The organism is Mesorhizobium sp. M0140, assembly GCF_040322475.1.
Classification (GTDB): Bacteria; Pseudomonadota; Alphaproteobacteria; order Rhizobiales; family Rhizobiaceae; genus Mesorhizobium.
Window position 1 is genome coordinate 1 of sequence record NZ_JAMYTM010000026.1, and the last position, 16,142, is coordinate 16,142.

Sequence of the window (16,142 nt, forward strand, 5' to 3'; positions counted from 1 at the left end):
GTTTTTTTTTAAAACGCTCCTGCCCCGGCCCCGCCTTCCCCAAAAAAACCCCCCCAAAATAAAAACCCCCCCCGCCCCGGGGTTTGGGGCGCGGGGGCCCGGACCACGCGCTGCCGCGTTTGATGTCGGACGATGCGGACAGCGCAACCGAAAGGGGGCCGAATGAACTGGCTTGAAAACTTGCGGCGCAGTTTCCTTGACTGGCAAGCCATGGCGGACGTGCTGCCAAGCATGATCACCATCGGATTGAAGAACACCTTGATCCTCGCGGCCGCATCCACGGTGCTGGGTGTCGTGCTCGGCATGATCCTGGCAGTCATGGGCATCTCGCAATCGCGCTGGCTGCGCATTCCGGCCCGGGTCTACACGGACATTTTCCGTGGCCTTCCGGCGATCGTCACGATCCTTCTGATCGGCCAGGGCTTTGCGCGCATCGGCCGTGAAATCTTTGGGCCTTCGCCCTTTCCGCTCGGCATTCTGGCCCTCAGCCTGATCGCCGGCGCCTATATCGGCGAAATCTTCCGCTCGGGCATCCAGAGCGTCGAGCGCGGGCAAATGGAAGCCTGCCGGGCGCTCAGCATGAGCTACGGGCAGGGCATGCGCCTGATCGTCATCCCGCAGGGCATCCGCCGCGTCCTGCCGGCGCTGGTCAACCAGTTCATCGGCAACGTCAAGGATTCGAGCCTCGTCTACTTCCTCGGTCTGCTCGCATCGGAGCGCGAGATTTTCCGCGTCGGTCAGGACCAGGCGGTGGTCACCGGAAACCTGTCGCCATTGCTGCTGGCCGGCGTGTTCTATCTCGTGATCACCGTGCCGTTGACCCACGTGGTTAATTACATCGACAACTCGCTGCGGGTCGGAAAGCAAAAGGCAGGCCTCGTCACCAGCGGCCTTGCCGAGGTGAGCGAACTGGAGAGCGCCGTCGGCAGCCCGCTCTCCGAGGCCAGCCCTGAAGACAGCTCGGCGCTTTCACGCTTCAAGGGTGGTAGTCTCGCCGTCACCAATCTCGACATGGCCTATGGCGATCTCGATGTCCTGAAGGGCGTCAGCCTGACGGTCAAGCCGGGCACGGTCACCTGCGTCATCGGTCCGTCAGGGTCGGGCAAGTCGACCTTGCTGCGCTGCCTTAACCGCTTGGTCGAGCCCAAGGGCGGTGACGTGCTGCTCGATGGCGCGAGCATCCTGGCGATGAAGCCCGAAAAGCTGCGCCGGCGTGTCGGCATGGTGTTCCAGCAGTTCAACCTGTTTCCCGACCACACAGCCCTGGAAAACGTCATGCTGTCGCTGACCAAGGTCAAGGGCCTTCCGGTGCGGGAAGCCGAGCGCATCGCCGAGGCGCGCCTCGCCGATGTTGGCCTTGCCGCACGCAAACACCATCGTCCCGGCAGTCTTTCCGGTGGCCAGCAGCAGCGGGTGGCAATCGCCCGTGCACTGGCAATGGACCCTGAGGTGATCCTGTTCGACGAGGTGACGAGCGCTCTCGATCCGGAACTGGTGAAGGGCGTTCTCAACCTGATGGCTGACCTCGGCCGACGTGGCATGACAATGGTCGTGGTGACCCATGAAATGGGTTTTGCCCGCAAGGTCGCCGATCAGGTCATCTTCATGGATGAGGGCCGTGTCATCGAGGCCGGCACGCCCGCTGCGATCTTCGACACTCCCAAAAGCGCGCGCTTGAAGCACTTCCTCGCCGAAGTGCTGTGATCCGCATCGCCATCTGGCCGATATGCGTGGAACGCCTTCGGTCGCTCAATCCACTCTCTACACAGTGAAAGAACATCTCATGGTTACATCGCATCCGGTCTCGAAGGTCGTCGTTGTCGGAGGCGGCATTTTCGGTGTCTCCACAGCCGTTCATCTCGCGCGGCTTGGCATCGAAACGATCCTCGTCAACGATGGACCGCTTGCCCAGGGGGCGTCGGGCCGCTCGCTCTCCTGGCTCAATTCAGCGCGCAAGCGGTCGGCTGAGTATCATCGCTTGCGCATGATCGGTATCGACCGCTACCGGACGTTGTCGGCGAGATATCCGGATGCTGCGTGGCTGCGTTTCGATGGCGGCCTGACATGGGATGCGGACGACGCCTCGAACCAGATTGCTGATGTCTTCGCCCATGAAAAGGATCTCGGCTATGACGCACAGCACCTGACCGCGGCCGCCATAGCGGCGGTCACACCAGGCGTTGCCGCAGGCGCCGTCACGCCGCAGGGAGCCATTTTCAACCCAGGGGAAGGCTGGGTCGACCTGCCATCGCTGATCGATGCATTAATTGCGGAGTTCGTGGAGCGCGGCGGGCGACTGGTCACCGATGCCGGCAGGGCCACGGTCACGGTTGTCGATGGTCGTGCCACTGGCGCCACCACGACCAGCGGCATCGACTTTCCTGCCGATGCAGTCCTCCTGGCGACCGGCAGTGATGTGCCGCGAATGGTTGCGGCCACAGGCCACCATATCGAGGATGGGACGCCGATCGCGCTGCTGGTCAGGACCAAGCCGGTCGATTTGGCTCTTCGGGCCGTGCTCAACACGCCGCGCGTCGCCATCCGCCCGACGCCGGACGGAGCCCTCGCGCTCGATTCCGCCTGGTCGGAAGAAGAGGTAATCATCAATGCAGACGGCACCTATGGGGTGAAGGGCTCGACGATTGATGGACTTCTTGAACAAGCCGCGAAGGTCCTCGAGGGACATCCAAAGCTGGAATTGGAGAGTTATGGTGTCGGCCCCAAGCCGATTCCGGGCGACGGCGAGCCGGTCTTCGGCTTGTTGAAAGATATCCAGGGATACTACGTCGCCTTCAGCCACAGCGGCGCGACGCTTGGCCTGATCGCCGGTGAACTCATTGCCGACGAGATCGCCACCGGAAGAGAGCACCCGCTGCTTGCCAAGTTCCGCCCAAGCCGCTTTGCTTAGGCTTTCGGAATTGTTTCGTGTGGCCATCAGCGACATTTCTGCGGTCTGCCCTTTGAAAATCGGCGACCCGCTTGCCATATTAGCCTGATTGGGGCATAAGAGCGCCATAGCCGGGACGGAACGACTGGATGGTTCCGAGTCGGTGTTTGGTCATAAAGCGGAGACTTGCCACTTGCGTGGATCAAGAATCGGTTTTATGTAGACGAAACAGACACGCGACGCGTGGAGCTGGGAAACCGGCTTTACGCGTCTGATTTGCATGGGCGAAATGATTGCGCTGATTCGGCGCGAAATTCGCTCAGGCGGCACGTCCCGGCCAGCGGGATCATCCAGGAGACCCGGCCAACGGGTCTTGAAGACAGAGCGGCATATGGCTTCGAAAACCACAAATCCTTTCGTCTTTCTCCAGCAGGTCCGCGCGGAGACCGCCAAGGTGACTTGGCCGTCGCGGCGCGAAACGATGATCTCGACGGTGATGGTTCTGGCCTTCGCAGTGATCGCGATGATCTTTTTCTTCACCGCCGATCAGCTCATGGGCCTCGCGGTCGAACAGATTCTGGGCATCGGACGCTAAGTCCGGCGATTACGGAGAAGTCTTGAAATGACCGCGCGCTGGTACATCGTCCACGCCTATTCGAACTTTGAAAAGAAGGTCGCCGAGGATATCGAGAACAAGGCCAAGCAGAAGGGCCTGTCCGCCGACATCCACCAGATCGTGGTTCCGACCGAGAAGGTCGTCGAAGTTCGCCGCGGCCGCAAGGTCGATGCCGAGCGCAAGTTCTTCCCGGGCTACGTGCTCCTGAAGGCCAATCTGACCGATGCGGTGTTCTCGCTGGTCAAGAACACACCGAAGGTCACCGGCTTTCTGGGCGACTCCAAGCCGGTGCCGATCACCGAGGCGGAAGCGCAGCGCATCCTGAACCAGGTGCAGGAAGGCGTCGAGCGGCCCAAGCCCTCGGTCACGTTCGAGATCGGCGAAGCGATCCGCGTTTCGGACGGTCCCTTCGCGTCGTTCAACGGTTTCGTCCAGGAAGTGGACGAGGAGCGGGCGCGGCTCAAGGTGGAAGTTTCGATCTTCGGGCGCGCCGTGCCGGTCGATCTGGAATTCGGACAGGTCGAAAAGGGCTGATCCGAAATCCCTGACGCCGGTTTGGCGATCAGGGGAGGCGGCGCGGAAGCGCGGCCTGAGAACGGTGGGAGACGAATGCGGCTTTAGCCGGCCGCATGGATCGCACCACCAGACTGCAACCGCCGGCGTGACCGGCATAGACAAAGGCAGGAAAAGAGATGGCTAAGAAAATTGCAGGCCAGCTCAAGCTCCAGGTGAAAGCGGGATCGGCTACGCCGTCTCCCCCGATCGGCCCGGCGCTTGGTCAGCGTGGCATCAACATCATGGAATTCTGCAAGGCGTTCAACGCGCAGACCCAGGAAATGGAAAAGGGATCGCCGGTTCCGGTCGTCATCACCTACTATCAGGACAAGTCCTTCACCTTCGTCATGAAGACGGCGCCGGTGAGCTACTTCCTGAAGAAGGCGGCGAACCTGACGTCTGGTTCCAAGGAGCCGGGCAAGGTCAAGGCCGGTACGGTTTCGCGTGACAAGGTCCGCGAGATTGCCACCGCGAAGATGAAAGACCTGAACGCAAACGACGTCGAAGCGGCCATGCGCATGGTCGAGGGCTCCGCCCGCTCGATGGGTCTGGAAGTGGTGGGCTAAGATCATGGCAAAGATTGCAAAGCGCGTATCGAAGACCCGCGAAGGCATCGATCCCAACAAGGCTTATGCCTTGGGCGATGCGCTGAAGTTGCTCAAGGACCGTTCCTCGGTGAAGTTCGATGAGACCATCGAAGTCGCCATGAACCTCGGCGTCGACCCGCGCCATGCCGACCAGATGGTCCGCGGCGTGGTCAACCTGCCGAACGGCACCGGCCGCTCGGTGCGTGTCGCCGTGTTCGCCCGTGGCGACAAGGCAGACGAAGCCCGCGCCGCCGGCGCCGACATCGTTGGTGCCGAGGATCTGGTCGACATCGTCCAGAAGGGCACGATCGATTTCGATCGCTGCATCGCCACGCCGGACATGATGCCGCTGGTCGGTCGTCTGGGCAAAGTGCTCGGCCCGCGCGGCATGATGCCGAACCCGAAGGTCGGCACCGTCACCACCGACGTTGCCGCCGCCGTCAAGGCATCCAAGGGCGGCGCCGTCGAGTTCCGTGTCGAGAAGGCTGGCATCGTCCATGCCGGCGTCGGCAAGGTCTCGTTCGACGTCAAGGCGCTGGAAGAGAACATCCGCGCCTTCGCCGATGCGGTGACCAAGGCAAAGCCGACTGGCGCCAAGGGCAACTACGTCAAGAAGGTGTCGGTCACCTCGACGATGGGCCCGGGCCTCAAGCTCGACGTCGCGACGCTCAACGCGTCCTGATACGAACATTTGGATCGGCCGCTAAGCGGCTGATCCGCAAGTGAATTCCGGGCCTCCGACCTAGTTGGCGGCCCGGTGCCGGAAGTCGAAAGGCTTCCGGACATCCTGTCCGAGATTGCAGGCGGCCCAGAAGCCTTAATTCGATTTGGGCCTGCATGAGACGGGTGAAGACCGGACAACGGAGCGATTGCTCCAATGAAAGGTTCGAACCGTGTTTGCCTTTTGTCTGCGCATCGCCGGCTTGACTGTCGATGTGGCGAAAGGGGGCAGGATCCTCGAGCGTCGTTCGGGAGATCCGTTACTGGATGGCCCGGCCGACAAAAGGCAACCCGACGCCTGTCCTCGTCAATGGGATGTTCCCGTTAACAGGATTGGGGTCAACTGGAGATAGGCAGTGGACAGAGCGGAAAAACGCGAACTCGTCACGGGCCTGAACGGTGCGTTCTCGAACGCAGGTTCAGTGGTCGTGGCCCACTACGCCGGTATCACCGTCGCGCAAATGAACGACCTTCGGTCGAAAATGCGCGCCGCCGGTGGCACCGTCAAAGTCGCGAAGAACCGTCTCGCCAAAATCGCTCTTCAGGGCACGGACTCCGCATCGATCATCGAGCTGTTCAAGGGACAGACGCTGATTGCTTATTCGGAGGATCCGATTGCGGCGCCGAAGGTCGCGTCCGATTTCGCCAAGGGAAATGACAAGCTCGTCATTCTCGGCGGCGCAATGGGCACCACCTCGCTCAATGCCGACGGTGTGAAGGCACTCGCCACACTTCCGTCGCTCGATGAGCTGCGCGCCAGGCTGGTTGGCATGATCGCCACGCCGGCAACCCGGATCGCCCAGATCGTCAATGCGCCAGCGGCTTCGGTCGCGCGCGTCATCGGCGCTTACGCCCGGAAGGACGAGGCGGCATGAGGCCGTTCCTCGCTATCACAAACACACGTTCGAACCTTATGAAGGAATACAACAATGGCTGATCTCGCAAAGATCGTAGACGACCTTTCGAAGCTGACCGTCCTCGAGGCGGCTGAGCTGTCGAAGCTTCTGGAAGAAAAGTGGGGCGTTTCCGCCGCTGCTCCGGTGGCTGTTGCCGCCGCTGGCGGTGGTGCGGCCGCTGCTGCTCCGGTCGAGGAAAAGACGGAATTCGACGTCGTCCTCACCGAGGCAGGCGCTCAGAAGATCAACGTCATCAAGGAAGTCCGCGCCATCACCGGTCTTGGCCTCAAGGAAGCCAAGGACCTGGTCGAAGCGGCTCCGAAGCCGGTCAAGGAAGCCATTTCCAAGGCCGACGCTGACAAGTTCAAGGCCCAGCTGGAAGCAGCCGGCGCCAAGGTCGAACTGAAGTAAGCGTAAAAGCGGCGGGCGGCCTCGCGCCGTCCGCCACTCCCTTCGCCCGAAGGGAGTGCGCGTAACGCGAGATCTACGAGAACCTCTTTCCTGAGGGCCGAGAACCGGCCTTCAGGAAACGGGTTTTCTCCCGTTCTAGCCGGCCGCCGACAGGCGCCGGGAAAACAGACAGAGGGTTGCCGCCAAGGTGGCCCAGCATGCAAGGCGAGCCGCGGCGAGGCTCGTCCCGAGTTTAGAGCTAAGGAGCGACGATGGCCCAGACCCAGACTTTCAATGGCCGCAGACGCGTACGCAAGTTCTTCGGAAAGATTCCGGAAGTTGCGGAGATGCCGAACCTGATCGAGGTTCAGAAGGCATCCTATGACCAGTTCCTGATGGTGGCGGAGCCCAAGGGTGGGCGTCCGGACGAGGGACTGCAGGCTGTTTTCAAGTCGGTCTTCCCGATCTCCGATTTTTCCGGCTCCTCGATGCTGGAGTTCGTGAAGTATGAGTTCGAAGGACCGAAATTCGACGTTGACGAATGCCGTCAGCGCGACCTGACCTATGCCGCGCCGCTCAAGGTGACGCTGCGCCTCATCGTGTTCGATATCGACGAGGATACCGGCGCCAAGTCCATCAAGGACATCAAGGAGCAGGACGTCTACATGGGCGACATGCCGCTCATGACGCTGAATGGCACCTTCATCGTCAACGGCACCGAGCGCGTCATCGTCTCGCAGATGCACCGCTCGCCGGGCGTCTTCTTCGACCATGACAAGGGCAAGTCGCACTCGTCGGGCAAGCTTCTGTTTGCCGCGCGCGTCATCCCCTATCGCGGCTCGTGGCTCGACATCGAGTTCGATTCCAAGGACGTCGTGCACGCCCGCATCGATCGTCGCCGCAAGATTCCGGTGACGTCGCTGCTGATGGCGCTCGGCATGGACGGCGAAGAAATCCTGTCGACCTTCTACAACAAGATCACCTACAAGCGCGCCGGCGACCATTGGCGCATTCCGTTCAACGTCGAGCGTTTCCGCGGCCTCAAGGCCGTCGGCGACCTGGTCGATGCCGATACCGGCGAAGTCGTCGTCGAAGCCGGCAAGAAGATCACGGCACGTCAGGCTCGGGCGCTTGGCGAAAAGGGTCTGAAGGCGATCAAGGCGACCGACGAGGATCTGCTCGGCAACTACCTGGCCGAGGACATCGTCAACTACGCCACCGGCGAGATATTCCTCGAAGCCGGGGACGAGATCGACGAGAAGACGCTGAAGGTTCTGCTCGGCACCGGCGAAGACGAGATCAAGGTTCTCGACATCGACCACGTCAATGTCGGCGCCTATATCCGCAACACGCTCAACGTCGACAAGAACGAGAGCCGCCAGGACGCGCTGTTCGACATCTATCGTGTCATGCGCCCCGGCGAGCCGCCGACGCTCGAAACCGCCGAAGCCATGTTCAACTCGCTGTTCTTCGACAGTGAGCGCTACGATCTGTCGGCCGTTGGCCGCGTCAAGATGAACATGCGCCTCGAGCTCAAGGCCGAGGACACCGTGCGCGTGCTGCGCAAGGACGACATCCTGGCCGTGGTCAGGACGCTGGTTGAACTGCGCGACGGCAAGGGCGAGATCGACGACATCGACAATCTCGGCAACCGCCGCGTGCGTTCGGTCGGCGAGCTGATGGAAAACCAGTACCGCGTCGGCCTGCTGCGCATGGAACGCGCGATCAAGGAGCGTATGTCCTCGATCGAGATCGACACGGTCATGCCGCAGGACCTGATCAACGCCAAGCCGGCGGCTGCCGCCGTGCGCGAGTTCTTCGGTTCCTCGCAGCTGTCGCAGTTCATGGACCAGACCAACCCGCTGTCGGAGATCACCCACAAGCGCCGCCTTTCGGCGCTTGGACCGGGCGGTCTGACCCGCGAGCGCGCCGGCTTCGAGGTGCGCGACGTGCACCCGACGCATTACGGCCGCATCTGCCCGATCGAGACGCCGGAAGGCCCGAATATCGGTCTGATCAACTCGCTGGCCACCTTCGCACGCGTCAACAAGTACGGCTTCATCGAGAGCCCGTACCGCAAGATCGTCGACGGCAAGCTGACCAATGACGTCGTCTATCTCTCGGCGATGGAAGAGGCCAAGCACCACGTCGCGCAGGCCAACGCCGAGCTCGACAAGAACGGTGGTTTCGTCGACGAATTCGTCATTTGCCGCAGTGCCGGCGAAGTGATGATGGCGCCGCGCGAAAACGTCGATCTGATGGACGTGTCGCCCAAGCAGATGGTGTCGGTGGCCGCGGCCCTGATCCCGTTCCTGGAAAACGACGACGCCAACCGCGCTCTGATGGGCTCGAACATGCAGCGTCAGGCCGTGCCGCTGGTGCGCGCCGAGGCGCCGTTCGTCGGCACCGGCATGGAGCCGATCGTCGCCCGTGACTCGGGCGCCGCCATCGGCGCCCGCCGCGGCGGCATCGTCGACCAGGTGGACGCGACGCGTATCGTTATCCGCGCCACCGAAGATCTCGATCCGGGCAAGTCCGGCGTCGATATCTACCGGTTGATGAAGTTCCAGCGTTCGAACCAGAACACCTGCATCAACCAGCGTCCGCTGGTTCGCATGGGTGACCTCGTCAACAAGGGCGACATCATCGCCGACGGTCCGTCGACCGAGCTCGGTGATCTGGCGCTCGGCCGCAACGTGCTGGTCGCGTTCATGCCGTGGAATGGCTACAACTACGAGGACTCGATCCTCCTGTCCGAACGCATCGTGGCCGATGACGTCTTCACCTCGATCCATATCGAGGAGTTCGAGGTCATGGCGCGCGATACCAAGCTCGGGCCGGAGGAAATCACGCGCGACATTCCGAACGTCTCGGAAGAAGCGCTGAAGAACCTCGACGAAGCCGGCATCGTCTACATCGGTGCGGAAGTTCAGCCGGGCGACATCCTGGTCGGCAAGATCACGCCGAAGGGCGAAAGCCCAATGACGCCGGAAGAGAAGCTTCTGCGCGCCATCTTCGGCGAAAAGGCATCCGATGTGCGCGACACCTCGATGCGCATGCCTCCTGGCACTTTCGGCACCGTCGTCGAGGTGCGCGTCTTCAATCGCCACGGTGTGGAGAAGGACGAGCGCGCCATGGCGATCGAGCGCGAGGAGATCGAACGCCTCGCCAAGGACCGCGACGACGAGCAGGCCATCCTGGACCGTAACGTCTACGCGCGTCTTTCCGACGTGCTCGTCGGCAAGGAAGCGATCGCCGGACCGAAGGGCTTCAAGAAGGGCTCGACGCTGTCCAAGGATACGCTCGACGAGTATCCGCGTTCGCAGTGGTGGCAGTTTGCCGTGGAGAACGAAAAGCTCCAGAGCGAACTGGAAGCCTTGCGTGGCCAGTACGACGATTCCAAGAAGGCGCTCGAACAGCGTTTCATGGACAAGGTCGAGAAGGTCCAGCGCGGCGACGAAATGCCTCCGGGCGTCATGAAGATGGTCAAGGTCTTCGTGGCCGTGAAGCGCAAGATGCAGCCCGGCGACAAGATGGCCGGCCGTCACGGCAACAAGGGTGTCGTGTCGCGGATCGTTCCGGTCGAGGACATGCCTTTCCTCGAGGACGGCACGCATGCCGATATCGTGCTCAACCCGCTGGGTGTGCCGAGCCGCATGAATGTCGGCCAGATCCTGGAAACGCATCTGGGCTGGGCATGCGCGGGCATGGGCAGGAAGATCGGCGAGCTGATCGACACGTACAAGGCAGCCGGCGACATCAAGCCGCTGCGCAAGACGCTCGAGAGCTTCATCCCGGCCAACGACCGCAACGAGCCGGTTCGTGACTATGACGACGAGAGCATCGTTCGCCTCAGCGAGCAGATGCGCCGCGGCGTCTCGATCGCGACCCCGGTGTTCGACGGCGCGCATGAGGCTGACATCAACATCATGCTGGAGCAGGCGGGCCTGCACACCAGCGGTCAGTCGCAGCTCTATGACGGACGCACGGGCGAGCCGTTCGATCGCAAGGTGACGATGGGCTACATATATATGCTCAAGCTTCACCATCTCGTGGACGACAAGATCCACGCGCGTTCGATCGGTCCGTACTCGCTCGTCACGCAGCAGCCGCTGGGCGGCAAGGCGCAGTTCGGTGGCCAGCGCTTCGGCGAGATGGAAGTCTGGGCGCTCGAAGCATACGGCGCCGCCTACACGCTGCAGGAAATGCTGACGGTGAAGTCCGACGACGTCGCCGGCCGTACCAAGGTCTACGAGGCGATCGTCCGTGGCGACGACACCTTCGAGGCCGGCATCCCCGAGAGCTTCAACGTTCTCGTCAAGGAAATGCGGTCTCTCGGCCTCAATGTCGAGCTGGAGAACACCAAGCTCGACGACAACCCTGTCCGGCTGCCCGACGCGGCCGAGTAAACAAGACGCTCGGTCGCGGAAATCGCGACCGAGCGCACCAAATTCTTCGGCCGGTGGCCGACACACGACGGCGGGCGTTTGGCTCGCGACTAGATGCAAGGGGTCTTCGAGGACCCCGAAAAGGAGAACGGCATGAACCAAGAGGTCATGAATCTCTTCAATCCGCAGGCGCCTGCGCAGGTGTTCGATTCCATCCGGATATCGCTTGCCAGCCCTGAGAAGATTCTGTCCTGGTCTTTCGGCGAGATCAAGAAGCCGGAGACCATCAACTACCGCACCTTCAAGCCGGAGCGTGACGGTCTGTTCTGCGCGCGCATTTTTGGCCCGATCAAGGACTATGAGTGCCTGTGCGGCAAGTACAAGCGCATGAAGTACAAGGGCGTTATCTGCGAGAAGTGCGGCGTTGAAGTCACGCTGTCGCGCGTTCGCCGCGAGCGCATGGGCCATATCGAACTGGCGGCACCGGTCGCCCATATCTGGTTCCTGAAGTCGCTTCCGTCGCGCATCGGCACGCTGCTCGACATGACCCTGAAGGACATCGAGCGCGTCCTCTACTTCGAGAACTACATCGTCACCGAACCCGGCCTCACCGCGCTGAAGGAGCACCAGCTGCTCAGCGAGGAAGAGTACATGATCGCCGTCGACGAGTATGGCGAGGATTCGTTCACCGCCATGATCGGCGCCGAGGCCATTCATGACCTCCTGGCCGGCATGGACCTGGAGAAGATCGCCGGCGACCTGCGTTCGGAACTGGCTTCGACCACCTCCGAGCTGAAGCAGAAGAAGTATCTGAAGCGGCTCAAGGTCGTCGAGAACTTCATGGAATCCGGCAACCGTCCGGAATGGATGATCATGAAGGTGGTTCCGGTGATCCCGCCGGACCTGCGTCCGCTCGTCCCGCTGGACGGCGGCCGCTTCGCCACGTCGGATCTGAACGACCTCTATCGCCGCGTCATCAACCGCAACAATCGTCTGAAGCGGCTGATCGAGCTGCGCGCTCCCGGCATCATCGTGCGCAATGAAAAGCGCATGCTGCAGGAAGCCGTCGATGCGCTGTTCGACAACGGCCGTCGCGGCCGCGTCATCACCGGCGCCAACAAGCGCCCGCTGAAGTCGCTGTCCGACATGCTCAAGGGCAAGCAGGGCCGGTTCCGTCAGAACCTGCTCGGCAAGCGCGTCGACTATTCCGGCCGCTCGGTCATCGTGACCGGTCCGGAGCTCAAGCTGCACCAGTGCGGCCTGCCCAAGAAGATGGCGCTCGAACTGTTCAAACCCTTCATCTACGCCCGTCTCGACGCCAAGGGTTACTCCTCGACCGTCAAGCAGGCGAAGAAGCTGGTCGAAAAGGAGCGTCCGGAAGTCTGGGATATCCTCGATGAGGTCATCCGCGAGCATCCGGTGCTGCTGAACCGTGCGCCGACGCTGCACCGTCTCGGCATCCAGGCGTTCGAGCCGATCCTGATCGAAGGCAAGGCGATCCAGCTGCACCCGCTGGTCTGCACGGCCTTCAACGCCGACTTCGACGGCGACCAGATGGCCGTTCACGTGCCGCTGTCGCTGGAAGCGCAGCTTGAAGCCCGCGTGCTGATGATGTCGACCAACAACATCCTGCACCCGGCTTCCGGCGCGCCGATCATCGTGCCGTCGCAGGACATGGTTCTGGGTCTCTACTATCTCTCGATCGTCAACCAGAACGAGCCGGGCGAGGGCATGGTGTTTGCCGACATGGGCGAACTCCAGCACGCGCTCGAGACCAAGGCGGTGACGCTGCACTCCAAGATCAAGGGTCGTTTCCGTACGGTCGACGCCGAAGGCAAGGTCGTGTCGAAGATCCATGACACCACGCCTGGCCGCATGATCATCGGCGAGCTTCTGCCGAAGAACGTCAACGTGCCTTACGAGACCGCCAACCAGGAGATGACCAAGAAGAACATCTCCAAGATGATCGACACCGTCTACCGCCACTGCGGTCAGAAGGAGACGGTCATTTTCTGCGACCGCATCATGGCGCTCGGCTTCAGCCATGCCTGCCGTGCCGGCATTTCGTTCGGCAAGGACGACATGCTGATCCCGGATGCCAAGATCAAGCTGGTCTCCGACACCGAGGCTTTGGCCAAGGAATACGAGCAGCAGTACAATGACGGTCTGATCACGCAGGGCGAGAAGTACAACAAGGTCGTCGACGCCTGGGCCAAGTGCTCGGAAAAGGTCGCCGACGAAATGATGGCCCGCATCAAGGCGGTCGAGTTCGAGGACAATGGCCGTCAGAAGCCGATGAACTCGATCTACATGATGTCGCACTCCGGTGCGCGTGGCTCGCCCACCCAGATGCGTCAGCTCGCCGGCATGCGCGGCCTTATGGCCAAGCCGTCGGGTGAAATCATCGAGACGCCGATCATCTCGAACTTCAAGGAAGGCCTGACCGTGCTCGAGTACTTCAACTCGACCCACGGCGCCCGCAAGGGTCTGGCCGACACCGCCTTGAAGACGGCGAACTCGGGTTACCTCACCCGTCGTCTGGTCGACGTGGCGCAGGACTGCATCGTCAACTCCGTCGACTGCGGCACCGACAAGGGCCTCACCATGCAGCCGATCGTCGATGCCGGTCAGGTCGTCGCTTCGGTCGGCCAGCGCGTGCTGGGCCGTACGTCGCTCGACGACATCACACATCCGGTGTCGGGCGAGATCCTGGTCAAGGCCGGAACGCTGATGGACGAGCGTGACGTGGAACAGATCGAAAAGGCCGGCGTCCAGTCGGTCCGCATCCGCTCGGCACTGACTTGCGAAGTCAGGGTTGGCGTCTGCGCGGTCTGCTACGGTCGCGATCTGGCCCGCGGCACCCCGGTCAACCAGGGTGAAGCCGTCGGCGTCATCGCGGCGCAGTCGATCGGCGAGCCGGGCACGCAGCTCACCATGCGTACCTTCCACATGGGCGGTACCGCGCAGGTGGTGGACAGCTCGTTCCTTGAAGCCTCGTATGAGGGCAAGGTCGAGATCCGCAACCGCAACGTGGTGCGCAACTCCGACGGCCAGCAGATGGTCATGGGCCGCAACATGGCGGTGCTGATCCTCGACGAAGCCGGCAAGGAGCGCGCCTCGCACCGTCTCACCTATGGTTCGCGCATCTTCGTGGACGATGGTGACAAGGTGAAGCGCGGCCAGCGTATCGCCGAGTGGGATCCCTATACCCGTCCAGTCCTCACCGAAATCGAGGGCAGGGTGTCGTACGAGGATCTGGTCGACGGCATTTCCGTTCAGGAAACGGCCGACGAGTCGACCGGCATCACCAAGCGTGAGGTCATCGACTGGCGCTCGACGCCACGCGGTAACGACCTGAAGCCGGCGATCGCGATCCAGGACGCCAAGGGCAAGGTCGGCAAGCTGTCGAAGGGCGGCGACGCGCGCTTCCTGCTCTCGGTCGAGGCCATTCTTTCGGTCGAGCCGGGCTCGCAGGTTCGTCCCGGCGACGTGCTGGCGCGTATTCCGATGGAAAGCGCCAAGACCAAGGACATCACCGGCGGTCTGCCGCGTGTTGCCGAACTGTTCGAGGCACGTCGTCCGAAGGATCACGCCATCATCGCCGAGATCGACGGCACGATCCGCTTCGGCCGCGACTACAAGAACAAGCGTCGCATCATCATCGAGCCGCATGACTCGACGCTTGAGCCGGTCGAATACCTGATCCCGAAGGGCAAGCCGTTCCATCTCCAGGACGGCGACGTCATCGAGAAGGGCGACTACATCCTCGACGGCAATCCGGCGCCGCACGACATCCTGGCGATCAAGGGCGTGGAGGCACTTGCTTCCTACCTCGTCAACGAGATCCAGGAAGTCTATCGTCTGCAGGGCGTGCAGATCAACGACAAGCACATCGAGGTGATCGTTCGCCAGATGCTGCAGAAGGTCGAGATCACGGTGCAGGGCGACTCGACCTACATTCCGGGCGATCATGTCGACGTGATCGAACTGGAAGAGGTCAACGAGCGTCTGGTCGAGGACGGCAAGAAGCCGGCCGAAGGCCTGCCGGTGCTGCTCGGCATCACCAAGGCATCGCTGCAGACGCCATCCTTCATCTCGGCCGCCTCCTTCCAGGAGACGACCCGAGTGCTGACGGAAGCCGCGGTTGCCGGCAAGACCGACATGCTGCAGGGACTGAAGGAAAACGTCATCGTCGGCCGGCTTATCCCGGCCGGCACCGGCGGCACGATGAGCCAGATTCGGCGCATCGCCACCTCGCGCGACGAACTGATCATCGACGAGCGCCGCAAGGCCTCGGGTGTGGAAGTCGCCGAGCCGATGCTGGCCGACATGACAACCGCCGCGCAGTAAGCGGACGGAAAGGGAAGAGGAAAAGGGGCCGAATGGCCCCTTTTCGCGTTTAGGTCTCCAATTGGATCGGAGAAGAAAACGATGAGCAAAAGAAGCTGGGCGGCAGTCGACGACTACATCGTCGGTTCCCTGTTTGAGGCGGACCCCGTGCTTGATGCCGTTCTGGCGGCCAACCACGATCAGGGCCTGCCGGCGATCGACGTGTCGCCGGCGCAGGGCAAGCTGCTTTCCCTTCTTGCGCGGATGCGGGGAGCCAAAAAGGTTCTCGAAATCGGCACGCTGGGCGGCTATTCGACCATCTGGATGGCGCGCGCACTGCCTGCCGACGGCAAGATCGTGACACTTGGACTCGACCCGCATCACGCCAGCGTCGCGCGATCGAATTTCGAGCGGGCAGGCGTCTTGGAGCGGGTGGAACTGCGGGTCGGTCCGGCGCTTCAGTCGCTTGCAGCACTTGGCGCCGAGCATGCCGGTCCATTCGACTTCATCTTCATCGATGCCGACAAGCCGAACAATCCGCACTACCTATCCTGGGCCATGCGGTTGTCGCGGCCCGGAACCGTCATCGTCTGCGACAACGTCATCCGCGACGGCGCAGTGCTCGATCAGGGTGGCCGTGATCCCAATGTAGAAGGGGCACGCGCCGCATTCTCGTTCATCGGCAGCGAGAAGCGTCTGGACGGCACCGCCATCCAGACCGTCGGCGCCAAAGGCTATGATGGCTTTGCCATTGCGATTGTGGAGTGACGGCCG

Annotated in this window: 11 protein-coding genes; all 11 read left to right on the plus strand. The window is 62.1% G+C overall.

Annotated elements, in window-relative coordinates; translation table 11 throughout:
• Positions 1 to 162: 162 nt before the first annotated feature.
• The 11 genes from NKJ37_RS23425 to NKJ37_RS23475 all read left to right on the plus strand — a co-directional run bounded on the left by NKJ37_RS23425 (position 163) and on the right by NKJ37_RS23475 (position 16,136).
• A complete protein-coding gene (locus NKJ37_RS23425; protein WP_023814286.1) occupies positions 163 to 1,704 on the plus strand; it encodes an amino acid ABC transporter permease/ATP-binding protein in 1,542 nt (513 codons plus the stop codon).
• Between the two features lie 79 nt (positions 1,705 to 1,783).
• Entirely contained in the window at positions 1,784 to 2,908 is a 1,125-nt protein-coding gene (locus tag NKJ37_RS23430) for an NAD(P)/FAD-dependent oxidoreductase (RefSeq protein ID WP_352775199.1), read from the plus strand.
• 370 nt (positions 2,909 to 3,278) lie between these two features.
• Positions 3,279 to 3,482, plus strand: coding sequence for a preprotein translocase subunit SecE (secE, locus tag NKJ37_RS23435; RefSeq protein WP_013531408.1), 204 nt, complete (start codon positions 3,279 to 3,281; stop codon positions 3,480 to 3,482).
• 27 nt (positions 3,483 to 3,509) lie between these two features.
• A complete protein-coding gene (gene nusG / locus NKJ37_RS23440) occupies positions 3,510 to 4,037 on the plus strand; it encodes a transcription termination/antitermination protein NusG (RefSeq protein ID WP_013531409.1) in 528 nt (175 codons plus the stop codon).
• A 158-nt stretch (positions 4,038 to 4,195) separates the two neighbouring features.
• Entirely contained in the window at positions 4,196 to 4,624 is a 429-nt protein-coding gene (gene rplK, locus NKJ37_RS23445) for a 50S ribosomal protein L11 (protein WP_013531410.1), read from the plus strand.
• Between the two features lie 4 nt (positions 4,625 to 4,628).
• The gene (gene rplA, locus NKJ37_RS23450; protein ID WP_013531411.1) at positions 4,629 to 5,327 is read left to right on the plus strand and encodes a 50S ribosomal protein L1; all 699 of its coding nucleotides are present in this window, start codon (positions 4,629 to 4,631) and stop codon (positions 5,325 to 5,327) included.
• Positions 5,328 to 5,721: 394 nt separating this feature from the next.
• Positions 5,722 to 6,240, plus strand: coding sequence for a 50S ribosomal protein L10 (rplJ, locus tag NKJ37_RS23455; RefSeq protein WP_013531412.1), 519 nt, complete (start codon positions 5,722 to 5,724; stop codon positions 6,238 to 6,240).
• A gap of 54 nt (positions 6,241 to 6,294) precedes the next feature.
• Positions 6,295 to 6,672, plus strand: coding sequence for a 50S ribosomal protein L7/L12 (gene rplL, locus NKJ37_RS23460; RefSeq protein WP_352775202.1), 378 nt, complete (start codon positions 6,295 to 6,297; stop codon positions 6,670 to 6,672).
• Positions 6,673 to 6,923: 251 nt separating this feature from the next.
• A complete protein-coding gene (gene rpoB / locus NKJ37_RS23465) occupies positions 6,924 to 11,060 on the plus strand; it encodes a DNA-directed RNA polymerase subunit beta (protein ID WP_023814288.1) in 4,137 nt (1,378 codons plus the stop codon).
• Positions 11,061 to 11,192: 132 nt separating this feature from the next.
• On the plus strand, positions 11,193 to 15,389 hold the full coding sequence (gene rpoC / locus NKJ37_RS23470) for a DNA-directed RNA polymerase subunit beta' (RefSeq protein ID WP_023814289.1): 4,197 nt from the start codon (positions 11,193 to 11,195) through the stop codon (positions 15,387 to 15,389).
• An 81-nt stretch (positions 15,390 to 15,470) separates the two neighbouring features.
• The gene (locus NKJ37_RS23475) at positions 15,471 to 16,136 is read left to right on the plus strand and encodes an O-methyltransferase (RefSeq protein WP_023814290.1); all 666 of its coding nucleotides are present in this window, start codon (positions 15,471 to 15,473) and stop codon (positions 16,134 to 16,136) included.
• Positions 16,137 to 16,142: the final 6 nt, after the last annotated feature.